This is a genomic window from Geomicrobium sp. JCM 19039 (assembly GCF_000698145.1).
GTDB lineage: Bacteria > Bacillota > Bacilli > Bacillales > Marinococcaceae > Geomicrobium_A.
On the sequence record NZ_BAXB01000024.1, the window covers coordinates 38,071 to 57,327 of the forward strand.

General features: G+C 44.0%; 15 protein-coding genes and 3 pseudogenes. 7 read left to right on the forward strand and 11 right to left on the reverse strand.

Annotated features, from left to right (window positions below; genetic code table 11):
- Window positions 1–604: 604 nt before the first annotated feature.
- The 5 genes and pseudogenes from JCM19039_RS28175 to JCM19039_RS17750 all read right to left on the reverse strand — a co-directional run bounded on the left by JCM19039_RS28175 (window position 605) and on the right by JCM19039_RS17750 (window position 7,172).
- A complete protein-coding gene (locus tag JCM19039_RS28175; RefSeq protein WP_373976003.1) occupies window positions 605–2,437 on the reverse strand; it encodes an exo-beta-N-acetylmuramidase NamZ domain-containing protein in 1,833 nt (610 codons plus the stop codon).
- Window positions 2,429–3,889: pseudogene (locus JCM19039_RS27515) on the reverse strand (glycoside hydrolase family 3 N-terminal domain-containing protein); the annotation flags it as partial. The gene JCM19039_RS28175 and the pseudogene JCM19039_RS27515, both read right to left, overlap by 9 nt.
- A gap of 73 nt (window positions 3,890–3,962) precedes the next feature.
- Window positions 3,963–4,834 (reverse strand): annotated as a pseudogene (locus JCM19039_RS17740) (carbohydrate ABC transporter permease).
- Between the two features lie 10 nt (window positions 4,835–4,844).
- Window positions 4,845–5,737 (reverse strand): annotated as a pseudogene (locus JCM19039_RS17745) (carbohydrate ABC transporter permease).
- 85 nt (window positions 5,738–5,822) lie between these two features.
- Entirely contained in the window at window positions 5,823–7,172 is a 1,350-nt protein-coding gene (locus JCM19039_RS17750; protein WP_042429686.1) for an ABC transporter substrate-binding protein, read from the reverse strand.
- Between the two features lie 153 nt (window positions 7,173–7,325).
- Here JCM19039_RS17750 and JCM19039_RS17755 point away from each other — a divergent pair, with 153 nt between their 5' ends.
- Genes JCM19039_RS17755 through JCM19039_RS22535 form a run of 4 tightly spaced genes read left to right on the forward strand, consistent with a single transcriptional unit; the run spans window position 7,326 to window position 10,951 of the window.
- A complete protein-coding gene (locus JCM19039_RS17755) occupies window positions 7,326–7,694 on the forward strand; it encodes an SLAP domain-containing protein (RefSeq protein ID WP_042429689.1) in 369 nt (122 codons plus the stop codon).
- A 33-nt stretch (window positions 7,695–7,727) separates the two neighbouring features.
- Window positions 7,728–8,657, forward strand: coding sequence for an ABC transporter ATP-binding protein (locus tag JCM19039_RS17760; RefSeq protein WP_042429691.1), 930 nt, complete (start codon window positions 7,728–7,730; stop codon window positions 8,655–8,657).
- A gap of 12 nt (window positions 8,658–8,669) precedes the next feature.
- On the forward strand, window positions 8,670–9,884 hold the full coding sequence (locus tag JCM19039_RS17765; RefSeq protein WP_042429696.1) for an ABC transporter permease: 1,215 nt from the start codon (window positions 8,670–8,672) through the stop codon (window positions 9,882–9,884).
- On the forward strand, window positions 9,881–10,951 hold the full coding sequence (locus JCM19039_RS22535; RefSeq protein WP_052398912.1) for an ABC transporter permease: 1,071 nt from the start codon (window positions 9,881–9,883) through the stop codon (window positions 10,949–10,951). Before JCM19039_RS17765 ends, JCM19039_RS22535 begins: the two co-directional genes overlap by 4 nt.
- Before the next feature lie 1,148 nt (window positions 10,952–12,099).
- Here JCM19039_RS22535 and JCM19039_RS17780 read toward each other — a convergent pair.
- Window positions 12,100–12,360, reverse strand: coding sequence for a hypothetical protein (locus tag JCM19039_RS17780; RefSeq protein ID WP_042429701.1), 261 nt, complete (start codon window positions 12,358–12,360; stop codon window positions 12,100–12,102).
- Between the two features lie 106 nt (window positions 12,361–12,466).
- Between JCM19039_RS17780 and JCM19039_RS17785 the strand changes: the two genes are divergently transcribed.
- The 3 genes from JCM19039_RS17785 to JCM19039_RS23370 are packed head-to-tail and all read left to right on the forward strand — an operon-like array spanning window position 12,467 to window position 14,111.
- Complete coding sequence (locus JCM19039_RS17785) at window positions 12,467–12,922, forward strand: DUF86 domain-containing protein (RefSeq protein WP_042429703.1); 456 nt, start codon at window positions 12,467–12,469, stop codon at window positions 12,920–12,922.
- Window positions 12,919–13,695, forward strand: coding sequence for a TIGR01457 family HAD-type hydrolase (locus JCM19039_RS17790; protein WP_042429709.1), 777 nt, complete (start codon window positions 12,919–12,921; stop codon window positions 13,693–13,695). Before JCM19039_RS17785 ends, JCM19039_RS17790 begins: the two co-directional genes overlap by 4 nt.
- Before the next feature lie 59 nt (window positions 13,696–13,754).
- Window positions 13,755–14,111 carry an NUDIX domain-containing protein gene (locus JCM19039_RS23370; RefSeq protein WP_238545121.1) on the forward strand — a complete coding sequence of 119 codons (357 nt, stop codon included), beginning with the start codon at window positions 13,755–13,757 and terminating at the stop codon, window positions 14,109–14,111.
- Here JCM19039_RS23370 and JCM19039_RS17795 read toward each other — a convergent pair.
- From JCM19039_RS17795 to JCM19039_RS17815, 5 genes are all read right to left on the reverse strand, one after another.
- The gene (locus JCM19039_RS17795; RefSeq protein WP_042429710.1) at window positions 14,065–15,219 is read right to left on the reverse strand and encodes an endospore germination permease; all 1,155 of its coding nucleotides are present in this window, start codon (window positions 15,217–15,219) and stop codon (window positions 14,065–14,067) included. The genes JCM19039_RS23370 and JCM19039_RS17795 overlap by 47 nt on opposite strands.
- 14 nt (window positions 15,220–15,233) lie before the next feature.
- Complete coding sequence (locus JCM19039_RS17800) at window positions 15,234–15,443, reverse strand: hypothetical protein (protein WP_042429711.1); 210 nt, start codon at window positions 15,441–15,443, stop codon at window positions 15,234–15,236.
- Window positions 15,433–16,641 (reverse strand): Ger(x)C family spore germination protein, encoded by a 1,209-nt coding sequence (locus tag JCM19039_RS17805; RefSeq protein WP_042429714.1) that lies wholly within the window; start codon window positions 16,639–16,641, stop codon window positions 15,433–15,435. The genes JCM19039_RS17800 and JCM19039_RS17805 overlap by 11 nt, the downstream gene beginning before the upstream one ends.
- A gap of 12 nt (window positions 16,642–16,653) precedes the next feature.
- Window positions 16,654–18,180, reverse strand: coding sequence for a spore germination protein (locus JCM19039_RS17810; protein ID WP_042429716.1), 1,527 nt, complete (start codon window positions 18,178–18,180; stop codon window positions 16,654–16,656).
- Window positions 18,181–18,332: 152 nt separating this feature from the next.
- Window positions 18,333–18,782, reverse strand: coding sequence for a hypothetical protein (locus tag JCM19039_RS17815; protein WP_042429719.1), 450 nt, complete (start codon window positions 18,780–18,782; stop codon window positions 18,333–18,335).
- Window positions 18,783–19,257: the final 475 nt, after the last annotated feature.

The window sequence follows — 19,257 nt, forward strand, 5'->3', positions numbered from 1 at the left end:
ATCCGTTGACCGAAATCGGTTTTTACAGGCAAACGCCTACCGATCGTCTGTTGAAGTTCATCTCACTTCGATGTCGATCGTTGTTCGTTACTGCAAGGGTTGTGGGAAACACGGAAGACGCTTGCTGAATGGTTAAAAGACGTAACCGATGGTCACCACCTGACGCAAGCGTGTAATCTCCTAGCACTTATGTGACAATTTGGCCTTTAAACCGTGCACTTTCGGCCCTCAACGGTCACATATATTTAGATTTGTAACCGTTGACTCCGTTTATGTGCGCATTCACGTTTAAAATGATGATTTTTCTTTCCCAAGTGTCACGTAAATGAATATATGGGGCATTTGGGTTTCTTTCCACACCGTGACTAGCAGGCCAGAAACGTGAACCGTGTTGCTCTTATGCTCTGGAGTGTCAAGAAAACACGTTGGGCGTCTTTTGGCCACCGGTGTTGCCCATGTGCTCTGGAGTACATAGAAAACACGGTGGTCGCCTTTTGACCACCGATGTTGCACTTGTACTCCGGAGTACAAGCATTCTCCTGCAGTGGAAAGCAACAATAAACTGCGCAATTAGGAAAATGTTACGTTCATTCTATATAGAATTCTAATAAATCAAGTACGATTCGCGAGTATCTTTAAACGTTTCTAAGTCTTCTTGCCAAGCGTTTTCCATTTCTTCAACGGTGGTGCCATCTTGGATGGCGTCTCGGATCCAGCCATTGCCGAGTAAGCGGTCAAAGAAAGAGATGCCGTCTCCACCTTCTGGTTGGAATTGATAGCTGTCAGGGTACAGGTCATGAATGGTTTTCACAATGTGAAGACCCGTTGTGACGGATTCGTATGCATCACGATCTGTAATGTGGACTTCAACACCGTGTGATAGAGTGCCTGCATGTTTAGAGAACATCGGTGTGAATGATGCTGCTCTGAAAAGTACCCCGTCTAAGCCTAAGCTGTTAAGCTCTGCCGCAAGTTCAGTGCTGTTCACATAAGGTGCGCCGAGCAACTGGAACGGTTTTGTCGTGCCTCGGCCTTCAGACAGATTTGTTCCTTCAATGATACCAGTGGCTGGATAAACGACCGCTGTTTCAACAGTTGGCATGTTAGGGGATGGCATGACCCAATGCAGCTCAGTCTCATCAAAATACAAGCTGCGATCGTAATTCTCCATCTCCATCACCGTAAGGTCGGCACCGATGTCATGTTCATCATTGAAGTAATGAGCAAGTTCACCGACGGTCATACCGTGGCGTGTTGGAATTGGATAATTCCCAATAAAAGAAGTGTATTGTGGTGCTTCAAGAACCGGTCCTTCAACATCAACGCCGTTAATAGGATTCGGACGATCGAGCACAATCACTTCTTTATCATTTTCTTGTGCAGCTTCAAGAAGGTAAGCCATCGTATAAATATACGTATAGAAACGAGTGCCTACATCTTGAATATCAAAGAGAAGTACATCAACGTCTTCGAGCATTTCCGGTGTTGGCTTTTGTGTTTCTCCGTACAAGCTATACACAGGTAATCCAGTTTCTTCATCGATATAAAACTCAACATAGTCACCCGCTTGTGCATCGCCGCGAATCCCATGTTCTGGTCCGTACAATGACGTGACGTTTAAGTCCTCTTCAGCAACGAGAACATCAACGATGTTGTCTAAATCTTGTGTTACACCAGTTGGGTTCGTCACAATTCCGATACGCTTATCTTCCAAAACGTCGAGGTTGTCAAGTAAAGCGTCAACACCAAGTTGGAAAGCCTCAGGCTGTTCAACCTCATCATACGTAAGGCCGTGACCTGCTTCGTACAGGACATCGTCTCCATCAATTGTCGGTATCGTAACAGGCAGTTTCCCTGTCGGACCCAATCGCCCAAAGATCGCCCTAGCCGAAGCTGTAAAGCTAGCATCTCTAAAGCTGTACTGCGCAACATAAGCATCTACATTTGGATAAGCCATAATGTCGTATGGGTTTCTGACCCCAAGTGCAATTACCGAAGCATCAGCATTTTCTTGAATTTCATTCACCATCTGAATTTGCGGGTGACTGGCATCACGATCTGCATTTGTTGCCGAAGTGGTCGCTGCAATTACATAATCAGCTGAATTGATCGTCTCCCAATTCTCTTCCGTTAGCCCGTCACTACCAAGCTCGATGTAATCGACGTTGTTGTGAAGAGGGGAGATTGAAGCTTCGAGTTCTTCGAGATAATTATTTGATACAACAGCGATTTGCTCGTCGCTTTCAGGTTGAAGTGGTAAAATGTTGTCATCATTTTTCACAACCGTAATGCTTTTTTCCGCGGCTTGTTTTTGAACTTTTTGGTGTTCAACAGAGCCAACGACACGCTCAGCGTTTTCAATAACATCTTCAATAGGCGCTGGCGCTTCTTCTTTAATGATGCCACGCTCAAGCTTTAACGTAAGAATGCGCTCCACTGATTGTTCAATGCGCTCGATGCTAATGTCACCTTCGTTGACTGCTTCATAGATCCCTTCCGCAACATCGCTAAGGCCGACAGGCATAAGCACAATGTCTGAGCCTGCTTGAATAGCTCGGATCGATGCATCAACCGGACCAAAATGATCAGCAATCGCATTCATGTTCAGTGCATCGGTATAAACAATGCCATCATAACCCATTTCTTCTCGGATAAGACCGGTTAATACTTCATAAGAGAGGGTTGCTGGCAATGTAATTTCTTCGCCCGTTTTTTCGGAAATGACCGTCGTATCATCAATTTCAGGTAATGTCATATGTGCGGTCATAATCGAATCAACACCGTGGTCAATCGCTGCTTGGAATGGTGCCAGTTCGACGTCAAACAAGCGTTCACGATCATGAGGGACCGAAGGAAGGCCAAGGTGCGAGTCCACATCGGTATCCCCATGTCCAGGGAAGTGTTTTGCTGAAACGCCGACACCGGCATTTTGCACACCCTCAATGTATGCTACGCCGTGTTCAGACACGAGCTTCGGGTCTTCCCCAAATGAACGAACACCAATCACAGGGTTGTCTGGATTGTTGTTTACATCTAACGTTGGAGCGAGGTTCATGTTCACGCCTAAAGAAGCAAGTTCATTCCCGATGGCTTGTCCAACGGCTCGTGTCGTATCAACATCTTGTCCAGCACCTAACGCCATATTCCCTGGCATGTCAGTTCCTGACTGGAGGCGAGTAACGATGCCGCCTTCTTGGTCAATCGTCATGAGCAGTCCGTACTTGTCAGAAGCCGCTTGATAATCAGCGACGAGACGTGCGGTTTGCTCCGTGGTCACGACGTTTTCCCGAAACAAAATCACACCACCGAGGTGGTATTCTTGTACCAATTGTTCAATTTCAGGAAGCATCTCTGTGACATTGGCTCCGTCATAGTTTCTAAAGTCTGGCATGAGCATTTGCCCAACTTTTTCTTCCATCGTCATGTTATTAATGGCGTGGGAGACGAGATCATGACGTTCACCACCGGACCATTTAATCACATCTGGGACGTCTTGGTTAGGGCGATTGTGTACGGCAATGCGATCTGAATAATTGCCATTCGTTGCTCGAATGTATGTGCGACCCGGTTGTCCCGTCCACTCAACCCGGCCAGTGTCATCAACAGTTGCCACATTTCTGTTTGTGGATGTCCATTCAACATCTTCAGGGTCGGCAAGTGTAAAGTGGCCATCTGAATAGACGTTCATCCCTGTTAACTGAACATGATCCGTCACTTCAATGGTAGCTTCATCAAGATTTTCATAGAGAACAAAGTCTTTTTTTCCATCATTGGCAATGGACGTCGTAGGTGTAGCCCAACTGGAAAGCACAAGCGCTCCAATGAGACCGAGTGACGCCAATTGTCGCATTCCTTTTCTCATTATTTCATCCTCCCTTTTTCGTTTCATTTACGTTGTGTTATTGCCGTATTGCCTCGTCATCAACACCCAGAAGCCTCCTTTCTCGTTTAGACATCATCTTTTACCCTTTAACCGCGCCTTCTGTCATCCCTTTAGTGATTCTGCGTTGGAACACACTGTATAAGATGATGACTGGAATAATCGAAATGGTGAGACCAGCAAACAGCGTTCCCCACGCATTCGTGTATTGCGCTTCACTATTCATCAAGTCCATCGCAAGACCGAGCGTGTAGTTTTCACTTGATTGTAAAAAGATGAGTGCCATAAAATACTCATTCCAAAAAATGATCGCATTCATAATCGACACCGTAATGATTCCCGACATCGTAAGAGGGTAACGACCTTCCATAACGTGCCGTACGGCGATAACCCATCAATCGCCGCTGATTCTTCCAACTCTTTAGGGAATGAACTCATAAAACCTGTCAGTATAAATACACTGAATGGAACTTGACTCACAGCGTACACAATGGTGAGCCCAAGTAAACTATCGAGTAGATTTAAGTTCCCAAGAATGAAAAATAACGGAATCCAGCCGAGTACAACAGGAATGAGCATAGCGGCAATATACATGTAATACAGTGGCATCCGTCCATAAAAGCGCAGGCGTTCTAGCGCATACGATGTAGGCAGGGCAAGAGCGATTGTAAGTAAAGTTCCACCACCGGTGACGAGAAAGCTGTTTAAAAATGCACTCCCTATTTCGTAATTTACCCAAGCATCTGCGAAGTTTTGGATGTTCCACGTCTCCGGTAACCCCCAAGGAGAAGCGTAAATCTCTGCATTGGATTTGAATGCCCCAACAATCATCCAGGCGAGTGGATAAAGAACGACAATGGACCAAAGAATGAGTGGGATTCGAATGCCTGCACGAGCGAGTGTATGTTTGAAGCTCTGATTGGTTTTCTTGTTTTGTTCTGTCGCTGTCTGCATGAGATCCCCCCTAGTATTCGACTTTCTCACGACGTAAGAAGAATTGTAGAATCATAATAGTAATGAGAGACAAAATGAGAATCATAACACCGATGGTCGCCCCGTATCCAAAGTTATACTGATTGAAGGCTTGCTGGTATAAGTACGAACCCATCACGTGCGTTGAATTGTTCGGTCCACCTTGCGTCATCACTTGAACGAGGATGAATGATCCGTTCAGAGTGGTAATGACGATGTAAAGAATGGAATTTTTAATTTGTGGCCAAATAAGAGGCATCGTCACTTTCCAAAATTGTTGCCATTCATTTGCACCATCGATCCGTGCTGCTTCATACGTATTTTTCGGTACGTTCAAAATTCCCGCCATCATCATGAGCATGAATAAACCAATTCCTGCCCATACAGAAGGTAGAACCAAGCTCGGAAGAGCCCACGTCTCGCTACCAAGCCAAGGTTGAGTCCAATTTTCAAGGCCGACGGCTTCCAAACCAGAATTTACGATCCCGAGTGACGGATTGTAAATAAATGACCAAAGAATCCCGACGACTACAACACTCATAATATTTGGAAAGAAGAAAATGACTCGGTAAAAAGGTGCCTCTCGCAGCCTTAACTGAGTAAGAGCAACGGCAAAAAATGTTGCCAGGATCATAATGCCGAATACTTTTGTAATCACTAGAAAGTAATCATGCCAGATGGTGCGAGGAATAATGCTGTCATTGAATAGTTGCACGTAATTATCAAGACCGATAAATGTGCGACCTCCTGCTGAACCAGACCATTCAAAGAAGGAGAGATACAACCCGTTTAACATCGGTAGATCGTAAAAATCATAAAAAGAACGAGCGTTGGAACGATACAAAAGGCTAAAAATAAGTAACGCTGACTTTTTGGTTGCACCATGGTGATCACCTCTTTTCAAAAATCGTACGGATATGTACAAAAGGATGTAGTGCATCGTCATCACTACATCCTTTTGATGTTTGTATTAACGGTAACTAGCGGCTGCTGCTTCTGCGCTTTCAATAAACTCGGCAGCACCAATGTTTCCGGTCATCAATGAGACGAGTGCGTCACTGATCGGTTGCTCCAAATCAGCACTCATTGGGTGTGGAAGCTGGTTAATTTGAACTTGTGACTCGTCGTTAATCATTTCATTCGCGGATATGAGATAATCTGGTACATTTTCATTACCATCTAAGTCAATGTCAGTAATGTTAACCATCGCTCCGGTATGCTCGGAGAACAGTTCACCGTATTCACGATTAAAGGCGAAATCAACAAACGCTTTTGCTGCATCTGGATTCTCTGCATTTTCAGCGATAGCAAGTGGACGTAAATCTGGCACGACACGATATGGTTCACCTGCGGCTTGCATTGGTGAAGGAATGAACCCAAATTCAAAATCATCTGGTGTGTCGTTTGCCATTTCGTTTGGCAACCAGAAACCAACCGGGATGAAGGCATTGTCACCAAGAATGAAATTCATTTGCGACTGGGTATGGTTAAACGCGCCAAGCCCAGAGTCGAAAAATCCTTCTGTTTGCATCTGTTCAACATTTTCCATGATTTCGACAACTTCAGGTGTTTCCCACGCACCTTCTGCACCTGTAACAATATCGGCAAGTAGTTCATCCCCACCTACAGAAGCAAAAGCTGGATAGAGCATCCCGCGCAAGAAATAGTATGGATGTTGACCAGTAGTCACGAAAGGAGAAATGTCTTCATTTGCTTGAACATCACCCATCACTTCCATAAAGTGATCAAAATCTGTAGGTACTTCATAGCCTTCGGCTTCAAAATGTCCAGCGTTGTACCATGTTCCCCACGTATCAAAGACGAGCGGCAACGTGTAAATTTGACCGTCATGACGGTTCGGTTCTACGATGAAGTTATCTAGCAGCGCAGATCCATCTTCAAGTTCAACATCATCTAGCCAATCCGTAAGGTCCATTAATTGGTTATCCTCGATCATCTGCGTTTCACTAGAACCAGCACCATCAATATAAACAACATCTGGCGGATCATCTGAAATCCACCGCGTTCTCATTTCGTCATTAATGTTTGGTCCAGCGTGTTCAATGACTGTTACATCAGGGTATTCAGCCTCAAAATCACTAATAATTTCTTTCCACCACGAATCTCCGTAGCCACCGACGAAATATTGAATTTCAAGATCTCCTGAAATTTCCCCACCCTCTTCTCCGCCGTTTTCAGCAGAGTCATCTGGGTCGTCACCGCCAGTAGCCTCTTCCTCCGTATCATCACCACAAGCAGCGAGCAGCAATGCTGCGGATGCGAGCATCCACCATTTTGATGAGCTGTGTATATATTTCATCTCAAGCCCCCCATTTTAAAATTATTATTCACCTTAAAGATAGTACTCCGCATCTAAAAAGTCAATAGATTATGCCGATTATGATGAATATTTAGAATAGTTATCTGCGGATAATATTTTGATATACTAGTTGTCAGAGGAGGTGTTTATTGGATGGAACAAACACTCTACTGGCATCCTGCATGGGAGAAGACCATTTCGATCGAAGATCGCAAACATGTTGAAAAACTGTTTACTTGTACACCGCGAAAACCATATACTGTTTTTCGTGTCGCCATAAACCATAAAGGTGAGCTGCTCGTTTCTGCACTCATTCAAAATGAAACCCAGACTCCTTGGATACGACAAATGCTCGCTTTTGTTCAAGATAATAAACCGATTGCGAAAGGTCATTTCCATGTGCACGTCCTTCCAAAAACAAGTATGGCTTGGACATTTATTTTTCCTGACCCTACTGGAATGACAAAAAGTGACTCTGGTCACTTGCAAGAAATGACTGTAGATACTCTTGATTTGTTGTGAAATCGTGTACTGTAAGTGATAGAGGTGATGAGCATGATTGAAATGATTGAAGCTACGAAGAGCTACAAGCAGACGAAAGCGGTCAAAGGGTTGAACTTTCATATAGAAAAAGGTGAAGCCGTTGGACTTTTAGGACCGAACGGTGCAGGGAAAACAACGGCAATTTCAATGCTCGCTTCGCTCATTCAAACAACAACAGGGCAAGTGTGTATCAATGGGGTGGATGTGAGAAAAAATTTAAAAAAATATCGCGCTCGAATTGGGGTTGTTCCACAAGATATTGCTTTGTTTCCTGAATTGACCGCTGAAGAAAATCTGAATTTTTTTGCAAAAATACATAAGGTTTCCAAACAAGAAAGTAAACAAACAATTGCTCGGCTTATTCAAGATGTTGGACTGGAAGAAAAGAAAAAGGAAAAGGTGGAGACATTTTCAGGGGGAATGAAGCGCCGTTTAAACCTTGCGTGTGCACTCGTCCATCGGCCAGAATACGTATTCCTTGATGAGCCAACGGTCGGTGTAGACCCTCAATCAAGACGACATCTGTTGGATTTAATGAAAACGTTGCAACAAGAGCAAGGGATGGCGATATTGTATACGAGCCATTATATGGAAGAAGTGGAGTTTATTTGTGATCGTTTGTATGTTATGGACCGAGGGGAAGTCATTGCATCTGGAAATAAAGAAGAAATCAAGCAGATTCTTGGAAGTGGCAGTACGTATGAAGTTCATGTGCAAGAAGGTAAAGAAAAGCTGTACGAATTGCTCCAGCAAGAAAAGCAGATCAAAAATCTTGTCAAAACAGATGATGGAATCATCGTGACAAGCAATCGGAACCCCTTGTTTCAGGATCTAATGCACGTGATTACTGAGAATCATATACGTGTGAATGGAGTGCTCGCAAAAGAATCCACACTGGAAGATGTGTTTTTGCATCTGACCGGGCGCAAGCTCAGGGATTAGGAGGGTACGATCATGTGGGCACTAGTACAAAAAGAATTCCTTTCCTTCAAAGCAACGAGAAGCATCTGGCTCCTGTTACTTCTCGTTCCGCTCATCGTCATCACCGTTATTCACATGATTGGTGGCAATGAGGACGGATGGCAACTCCAATCAATGAACGTTGCTGTCGTAGATGAACGTCAGTTAGATGATGCACTCGAATCGTTTGCTGCACGCCATCCAGAGGTGGACCGAGCGATTCTTACTTCCGCGAACTCCCTTTCTCTTCCAGATAGTTTGGTGGATGGTTTTTTTCATACAGATGAACTTGCTGATATGATTCATGTTCAAACGTACACCCGTCTAAATGAGGTCGATGTTTCTGATTATGCACTCATTATTTCTTTTCCACAAGATTATCGTGAAATGGTGTGGGAGCGGGTTTTCTTTGATGAAACAACCGATGCTCGTCAACCAGAGATTAGGGTCAATGTAGAAGTGAACGAAGGGGCAACAGAGGTTGCGGAGTGGGTCGAACAGTTTATTTTCTATTATCAATTTCACGTGGCAATTGGTGAAGACGGTGCAGTAGAGGACTATATGCCAGCTGGAGAAACCGCCGAAGTGGAATACGAAAGCATATCGATGTTTGAGTATTCAGTCGTATCGTTCACCGTGTTTTTTAGTCTCTATGTAGCATCAACGATGGCAAACTTTGCGATTCGAGATAAGCAGAATCTGACATTGGATCGGATGGTCGTTTCTAACGTGACACTCGGTTCATTTATTGGGAGTCGTGTATGGACTGGAACAATGCTAACCTTAGGACAATTGACAGTGATTTTTACAATTGCCGGTTTGTTTTTTGGATTTAAAGTAGCATCCCTTCCGGTTTTTATACTTGCGTTGAGTGTGTTTAGTTTAGCCATTGGCGGATTAAGTGCACTGATTGTAGCTCTCTCCCTGGCATACGGAACGGAGCAGTCTATCTCTGTAATTAGTTCGTTTATTTTTGTAGCGATGGGCCTTCTAGGAGGGAACTTTTTTGATACAGCTATGATCGCTCCAATCTTCGCCCAAATCGGCCAGTTCATGCCGAATGGAAGCGGCTTGACCGTTCTCCTACAAGCAAAACAAGGCTTTGCAATCCAGACGATGGCTTCTTCCTTCGTATATTTATTGCTCTTTGGAATCGTGTGTACGCTAATTGCGTCAGCCTTGATGCGAAGAAAGGAGCAGAGACGATGAGAGGAATTTTGTGGCAACTGACACTGTTGACGGTTCGAAACCCGTGGACGCTACTCGCAATGTTATTTGTGACCATATTGTTTGCAACGGTTACCGGTCTAGAAGAGACAGAACGTACTTCTGCATTTGTGTACAATGAGTCGATGGAAGAAGCGTTTTTCCAGTCGAAAGTCGAACAATTGCAGTCGTTTACTGATGAGGTAAGTTTTGAAATCTTGTCCCAGGAAGAACGAGAGATTGTTCGAACGAGGCAGACAGTGGATGCGATCTTTGGGTTGTATGAAGATGATTATATTGTGGAGCCGTTCACGACACCATCCATGACGGAAATGAGCGTAGCGCCAGTATTGGATCAGTTTTATATAATGACCAGCCTGACAGGTGAGACGGTTGAAAAGATGGAAGCGCTGGATTCCGTGTTTGAAGTGGAAACGTCCTATATTGGAATAGACAATAGCGAGCCATTTAATAATACGGTCAAAAATATGTTTGGTTGGGCACTATTTTTCGTCATTTACACGATCGCGTTTTCAGTTAGTGACATATTGCAATTGCGTAGTCGTCGCATTTGGGACCGCATTATCTTATCACCGAGCTCGAAGTGGAGTATCTACAGTTCTTATTTGCTCGTTGTCTTTCTTATTGGCTATGTTCAAGTGATGACCGCCTTAACGATCTTTCATTACCTATTCGATTTCCCATTTTACGGTGGGTATTGGTTAACGTATATTGCCGTGATACCGTATCTGTTTGCCGTGATGGCGGTCGGGATCTTTTTGAGCAGCTTAATTACGAATCTTACACAACTAAGCGGGTTAGTGATGCTTTTTGCGATGGGAAGTGGGATGCTTGGAGGGGCGTTTTGGCCTTTGCATGTGACCGGGGACTTTATGTATGCACTGTCGTATCTTTCACCCGTTCGCTATGGAATGGAACTATTGTACGGCGTGACACTTTATGATTGGAGCTTTGATGAGTTTCTCTTGCCCGTCTCCATTCTCGTGTTTATTGGTTGCACATTTACCGCACTTGGAATTCATTTTATGGAACGCCGAGGCGATACGTAGGCAGCGAAAAACGATCGAGATACGTTGAACTGTCCCTGAGGTTGCAACAGCATAAGCCCACCTCTCCATACGTATGGTGTAAGAAATTCCACCGCTCTTTTCCTTTACAAAGGGTCAACCGGACGTCAACACGAGCCGCACCGAAGACTGTTCGGGTTGTCATCGGCACCTCTGGTGCCGATGATGGTTGCTAGCTCATGAGGTCTTTACATGTATAAACAGGGTTCACGTTCAATGTAGAAATGAACGTTCATAGATCTTTCATTAAGAGGTTAACGGTGGTGTTCAAAAGTGATCTATATAGAATGAACACAACGTTTTCCTGATTTGCGCAGTTGGGCTTTGGGTGGGAGGGATCGCCCGGTGTGGACTGCCATTTTGCGCGCAAGTTTACACGTTCTACGCGCAAGTTTGCCTAGTTTAACGATTTTGGGGTTCATTCCGCTAAACTTGCGCAGTTTGTTCCAACTGGAGCGCAGATTCAATGCCCATAAGCGAGCAACTTGTCGGCGCCTTTGGCTTGGAAATGCAGAGGAGGGTTCTCTGGAACCGTTGCCGCAGGGGGTGGCGGCACATGCGGGCAAGACGAACGACCATTCTGTGCGCTAGTTTACCCACCTGCGCGCAAGTTTTCGCTTTTGGTCGATTTTAGCGCCGATTCCAGGCTGAAGTGCCATCAACATGTCGGCTCGCGCCGACGTCTTGTGGGTACTTCGGGGCGGGGATGTACAGGTGACTCGGTAATCTGTTCCCTAGTTTGCTCATTCTGTTCCCTAGTTTATGAGAATAGACCGTTTTTCTTGCGAATTCCCCAACTCGAGCATGGTTTCCACTTTACCAAGCTTACCATTGGTTCTTGAAGAAATTCTTTCGTTCAACTTATCTAGATCGTTTCAGATGCGATCTAGATCACGGATCTCCTAAAATACCTCAAAATGAGCAGGCATGTCAACCGCAGTAGAGAGCAGCTCAAAATAAAACCTCTTCATATACTTGGATGACGTGTGTTGCCGATCATGTGGCGTGATCAGTTTCACTCCGTGAAAATCAAAAGTTTAACTTATGTCACTCAATCTCATTATATAATTAAAAATCACTCGAAGCAGCCTATGGGCGGTTAAATGACTGAATACGATAAAAGACGAAGCCTAATCGGCTTCGTCTCCTCGTTTTTTTGAATGGGGATCATGGGCATTCGGGTCTTTCCGCTCTCTACCGGCATGCAGTTCGCGGTTTTCATATATGAATGCACTTTTTGCATGCTGACCTGGCTCCCACGGCTCGGTCTTTCCGAGTGGCTTATCAACAGGTGCCCCGTAAGGTCCTTCTGGTAAGTCTTCTGGAATGATATCGTGATCAATGGATTCTACACTTTCAAAGTCTTCATACTTTCGCTCTTTATCATCCACAATTGACCATCTCCTTCGTGTTAGCATGGTCACGTTTGTCTCCATTTATTCAGCTTTCTTCTCGGAAACGGCTGTTTTATAATAAGGATGAACAGGAGGTAAAAAAATGTATTTTGTAGACAGAAAACTTATTTACAGAAGACTTCGCTATATGGACCGACTTATGGAAACGTTTCGTAGCCAACCATCGTGGGAAGGGGCAGTGGATGAGCTTGCTCTTGAACGAATCACGCAAGGATATATTGAAGCGATGCTCGATGTTGGTAATCAAATGATCGATGGATTTATTATGCGTGACCCGGGAAGTTATAGCGACATACTCGATATATTAGAAGATGAACGTGTGATCTCTAGTGAAGAGGCAGCTTCTTTGCAAAAAGTACTGGCGTTTCGAAAAGTGCTGGTCGAAGACTATCTTGATATTGATCACATCAAATTGCATGCGGTCATTCAAGGTGAGCAGCAAGCGTTAAAAGAGTATTCTTCAAGAGTGACGGAGTACCTTGATCGTGAACTAGGGCCTGTTAGCGCCTTCTTGCCAGACAATGAGGGAAGCGAATGATTTTTGATCACAAAGGGTTTCTTCTCGATCTTGATGGTACAATCTATCGTGGCAACACGGTTATTCCAGAAGCCCGTGCCTTTGTTCAACGATTAGAAGCGGCCGGTAAGAAGTATATGTTTCTCACGAACAATTCATCAAAAACTACCGAAGAGGTTGTCGAGAAATTACAGCTAATGGGGGTGCCAGCGCATCCAAAAACGGTATATACGAGTGCGATGGCGATGGGTGACTATGTGGATTCTAAACAGATTAAGCGCGCGTATGTCATTGGTGAGAAGGGTCTGAAGACGGCGATTTACCATGCTGGGGTAGAAGAAAGTGACACAGATGTGGAAGCGGTGATTGTCGGAATTGACCGGACGTTTACTTTCGAGAAGCTTGAAACGGCGGCATTTGCTATTCAAAAAGGAGCAGTACTGCTCGCTACAAATGGTGACCGGGTCATCCCTACTGAGCGGGGAATGAGTCCTGGAAATGGATCCATCCTCGCGGCCATTGAAGTGGCAGGCGGAAAACGAGCCATCGTTGTTGGGAAGCCTGAGTCATGGATTGTTGATCAGGCGATTCAGCGGCTTGGGACGTCGTATGATGAAACGTTGCTCGTTGGTGACAACTATGACACCGATATTCTCACAGGCATTCGGGCTAAGATTGATACCCTTCATGTCGATACTGGCGTTACCCGTAAGACAGATGCAATGAACAAAAATGACCCACCAACATTTGCTGTACCTAGTTTGGAAGAGTGCACGATTTCGACAAAGCTGTAGAGGGGGCGTTATTAATCAGAAAGGTGTATGCCTACGTTACAAAAGGTGATCATTTACTTGTGTTCACCCAGAATTCACTTCATGCGGGTATACAAGTTCCAAAAGGAACTGTCGAGTCCGGTGAAGAGGTCATAGATGCCGCAGTGAGGGAATGTATTGAAGAGACAGGTATTCAGTCGCTACCCCCTCCGGTGTTCCTCGCTCAAGATAAGTGGCAACGTGCTGATGGGCAGACTGAAGAACGGTTTTTCTATCATTTTTCCTGCCCGAATTTGCCAGATCGCTGGAGCCACTCTCCGAGTGGAGGTGGGGCAGAAACAGGGCTTGTGTTTCACTTTCAATGGATTGGTTTTGATCGTGCACCACTTGTCACAGGTCATGGTGATTTTGTGTGTTTGCTTCAGAGGCTTGTTTAGGAATGATGGGCTCATTGGCGCGCGCACGCTTAATAATTCCAGTAATAAGCATGAGTGCTGGGATTATGTAAGCAATCGGGATGATCAAGTATAAAGAACCTAAAAAATAAAAGTCACTATCATCGATCATACTTTTAAACTCGGTCATGGATAGAACTGTAATTAGAATTCCAAATGGAATGGCTAAAGGTTCATGGTTGCGTATACCGATGATATTGGCAAAGCTAAACGACGTTGCATATAAATAGATGGCTAGTTTAAAGAAGAGCGTAATGAAAAAGATGACATACAGAAACGATTCCAAACGTTCAATTATTCCTGCGATTTCTACACGTTGACCGAGCTTGAAACCGGTGTACAGTTGGATTTTAGTTAGCTCAGGCCCCAATATCGTAATCGACAAAAATACAGTTATAAACAAAAGCAGACAAGCGATAATATATCCGCTAATAAGAGCATGTTCAGCTTTTCGTTTATCTTGAATATTTCGTGGAAACAAAACGAGTAGAATGATCATATGTACAGCGACAATTCTTGAATTCATAAATAAAATTGTTTCTACATATGTTCGTGGTTCGTTCTGAAACATCGGTTTTAAGTACGAAGTATCCACGTCTTGAATAACAAACACCGAAAACAATAGCACAGAAAAAATAAAGATAAACATCGTGAGCTCACTTGCGCGTCCGATAACTTCAATGTCACGGTACACAGCGACGGTGACAACTGCCATGAAAGAGGCTGTAAGAATAATTGATGGGGTGTCACGAAAAAAGTGAGTCATAATGAATTGAGTGAAAAAATGGAGGTGGTGAGGTGCAGAGAGAAATGGTAGAAGTAGAAAAAGCACACCTGCAATTTTACCGAACCACGTTCCGAACAACCTCGTGAGCATTATGACAAATGTATCATTTGGGAACCAACGTCCAAATAAAATGATGAGCAAAACATATGGAAACCCTAATAGTAGTGAGACGAGGGGAATCCACCATGCATCTTGAGAAACGATGTTGGCAAGTGTGGTCGGTAAGCTCAACAAAGCCGTGCCACACGTCGTATAAATGACAATCGAGCGGAATTGATTCGAACTAATCGTTGGTGTCGTCATCTTCAACATCCTTTCTACCAAGTAATCGCCAAGTTGCTCAGTAAACGTGTAAAGCTCGGGATATTCACGTCAGCAACATAGAGCAAAACGAAAACAGTTGTTACACTAAGCATCACAATAAAAGTAGGATGCAGTCGAGGGTCCTCTTTATTCACAAGCTGTTGTCTTTGTGCCAAGTACAGTATGATTGCCCCTATGATCACGCCAATTATTTTAATCGTCATCGATATAATCCCGAACATTAAACGTATTATTCACATCCCCTGACCCTACAACCTCTGTATTCACGTTCACATGGACAGGAATTTCAGCTAAATGTGTGTACCACTCGCTCTTTAATTCTTCCCATAGACGAGGTTTTTGGCGATAGACTTCTCGGCCTAACCCAAAAATATCTACACGTTCTTCTTTTGATTTTTGGATAGCTATATTGACGAGCGCCTCGACTTTGTCATTCATAATGCCCTCCATCAGTTGTTTTGACTCCTTCTTCTCAACATCAATTCCTTCACAATTCATCTCTGAAAGTGTGCTATGAATTTTGATATCAATGTTAATTTTCGGGGAATTACCTGAGTGGACACTAATATTGGGTTCGATGCTTTGCGTCTCCAGGACAAAGGTGCCATCATCTGGGCAGGAGAGGGTCTCCGGTGTATCTTGATTTTCACTCATCACATAGTTGTATCCTTTCACTTCATCTTCATCTAGCCAACCTACGAATCGATCGGCCTTGAAAAAACCAGAGTGACCTACATACAAATAAGCACTCGGTTTCACTGACTCACGATTTTCGATTGATTTTCCCGTGGCGACATCCCCGCTCGTTGACACCCCTTCCATAACAGGATCAATGCCTCTTGCTGCAAGGTCTTCAAAAAGATCATCCAGCGTAACCCCTTTTACGGCGGTATAACTGTTTTCACTATATAAAAGAGAATGCTTCAAGTTTACGGACGTAAGTTCTTCAATGGGAGGTAACAAGCTAAGAATATCGGATGCTGACTCTCCTCGAGCAATGAGAAGAAAGAAGTCTGAGCGAATTTCATGATCACGGTAGAAGTGATCAAGGAAATTACTTAAACCTTCACTGGCGACCTCCTCACTAATGATCAGTGCCGCAATATGTGAAAAATACCCACGGCGAGGGGCTTGTTGGGTCAGCTTTCGAAATCCTTCTTGAATAGATGATGCTCGCGTTTCGTAATTTTGAGCTGCCGTAAATCCACTGCCTTCTTCTTGAGCGGCGATCTCGCTTGGGTTAATGACTTGCATCGTCAGTATGAATTCATCATTTTCTCCTTTGTCAATCGCAAGTCCGGTAACGACAGATAAATCGCGAAGTTCCCACTGATCCCAGCATCCTGTGAGCAAAACACTAGCTAGCAGAAGCAAAACAATGAATGTGTTTTTAGTGAGCATCGTTTTTCCTCCTTAGCTGTTCTTTTCCGGTTTGGGCGCGGGTGTTTGTTGACGGGTACGGTTGTTTTTAGCAACGATTCTAGGCCGGGTATTTAACATCCATTTTGGCATTCTAATAATTGTATCCCGCTGATCACGTCTCACAAACGGCGTTAAGCCCTCGAGGTACGGAAGACCGTAAGATTTCAGACCGCTCAGATGAATGAGAAGGAGCATGGAAAATAAGAAAATCCCATACAGGCCAAAAAGCGAAGCGAACACTAATACGATAAAGCGGTTAATGCGAAAAGGGACGCTAATGTTGTAGATGGGAAAGACAAAACTAGCAATAGCAGTCACAGCGACAACGATGACGACCGAAGAAGAAATTATTCCTGCTTCCACGACCGCTTGACCGACAACGAGTGCACCAACGATGGACAAGGCTGTACCAATTTGTACAGGCATGCGAATGCTTGCTTCGCGAATAATTTCAAATAGCACTTCGAGAATGAGTACTTCCAATACAGTAGGAAACGGTGTGCCTTCATTTTGAGCAGCTAAACTGACCATCAAATTAAAGGGGATCAATTCTTGATGATACGTCGTGATCGCCACGTAAAGCGCCGGTACGTATAAAGAAATGAAGACACAAACGAGCCGTAGAATCCTCAGAAGAGAGCCGACATCTGCCCGCTGCGTATAATCTTCAACACTATGTATAAAATCAATGAATGTCGCGGGTACAGCAAGGACGAAAGGGTTTCCATCTACAATAATGGCGATTTTTCCTTCCAGGACGTGAGAGGAAATCGTATCTGGTCGTTCCGAAGAGAATACGTTCGGAAAAGGGGTTTTAGCATTATCTTGAATCAACTCTTCAAGCTCACCACTCGTTTGAATACTATCTGTATGGATTTGATCAATCCGCTCGTGTAATTCCTTTAATATTTTTGGATTCACAATATCGGCAATGTAGGTCACGACAACAGTCGTTTCTGAACGAGTGCCAATTAAATAAGTCTCAAAACGTAAGTTCGGATCTTTGATTCTTCGACGAATGAGTGTTGTATTAACCCGAAATGCTTCCACAAACGCTTCTTTAGGCCCGCGGATGACATTTTCACTAGAAGGGGCATCCACTTGACGGGTTTGCCAGAAAATCATGTCAATACTGTACGCAAGAACATGGCCATTCACAAAACTGATCACGTGACCACTTAGTAAGGAAGTAAGTAATGCGTCACGATCATAAAGAACTTTCGTATCACCAAATGAATCAAAATACAAATGTAAAGCTTCTTGCATATTGGAAAATTCTTCGTCAAACAATATCGATTCACTAAGCAAATGTTCAACGGTAGACTGATCAACCATTCCGTCGATATAAACAACAGCAGCAGGCAGTTTCGTCGTTTTCCCTAAACGAAAACGGCGGATTACGAGGTCATCACTTTGCCCCACAGATTGTTTAATCTCGTCAAGATTTGCTTCAAGACTTGGTGAAAAGTTGGCTTGATCACCGTATCCTTTATATTTTTTCTTTAGAAAAAGTGCCATATCACGTTCCGCCTGTTCTTTCTAAGGTTGGATTATTATGGTGGCAGAAACGTATGAAATCTATGCATAAGCCGTTAAGAAAACAAAAACCCCCGATCAAACAAAGTTTTACCTCTGTTTGGTCGGGGGGCACGAGTGGGGTCATCCTTAGTTTACGATAGACGCCAAGCGATTCTTCCACCATTTTCTAAAGGCCCGTTTCTCATTAATAAATACGTCACCAATGATAGAAGAAGAGAGATGCCAAGCATAATATGAAGAAATGCTAGGTGGTTCGTTAAGATGAAATCAAACACGGGACTTGTATCCCCTAAAAAGAACCAAGAAGTCAATAAGATGAGTAGCGCTGCACCGAGACTGAGTGTGATGATTGACCCGAAATTAAACCAAAAACTGCGGATGAACAAGCTGATTGAAAACAGTACAAACAACCAAATAAAATCTGCCCAAATATATAGAAGTGGGTGAGAAGAAGCGAGCAGTTCTCCTGCTTGAGTAAACGTCGTCCATTGGAGAAGATGATCGTTTAAGAAATACAAGCCGTGCAATAAGGCGACGCTTACTATTATAAAGAAAATCGCTACGAGATAAAAAGCGACCACAAATTGTCGCCGGGTGCCTCCGAGAGACAAAATGAGGGAGTACCCTTTAAAATTCACCCAAGGATACAATAAAAAACTGCAAAAATGGGTCCGAATAGAACGAAGCTCGCATCAGCCTCTAAGCTCCAATCCACGCAAAACTAAAGAACAGTACAACGGTGATGATCATATTGATGACAAACGTAATGTTCATTTCTTTTCTCATGAGTAAGAGCGGTCCAGTCAATGGGTTCATGCATTTGTCACCCCTTTAGTTGTGAGATTCACGAGGTAATCTTGAAGGGCGGCCTTATCTACGTAGACCGGCTTCTTTCGCCTCTTGTTGCAGTTGTTTCGCTCCAAGGTACATCCAACATCGCTTGTTGTTGTTTACCTAAAGATTTTCTCTCTATGACGGGCCCCAGAAGAAAACGATTCAATGTCATTTGCATTACCGGTGACGTATACGCCTTTTTGATCAAGATCTTCTACCGGC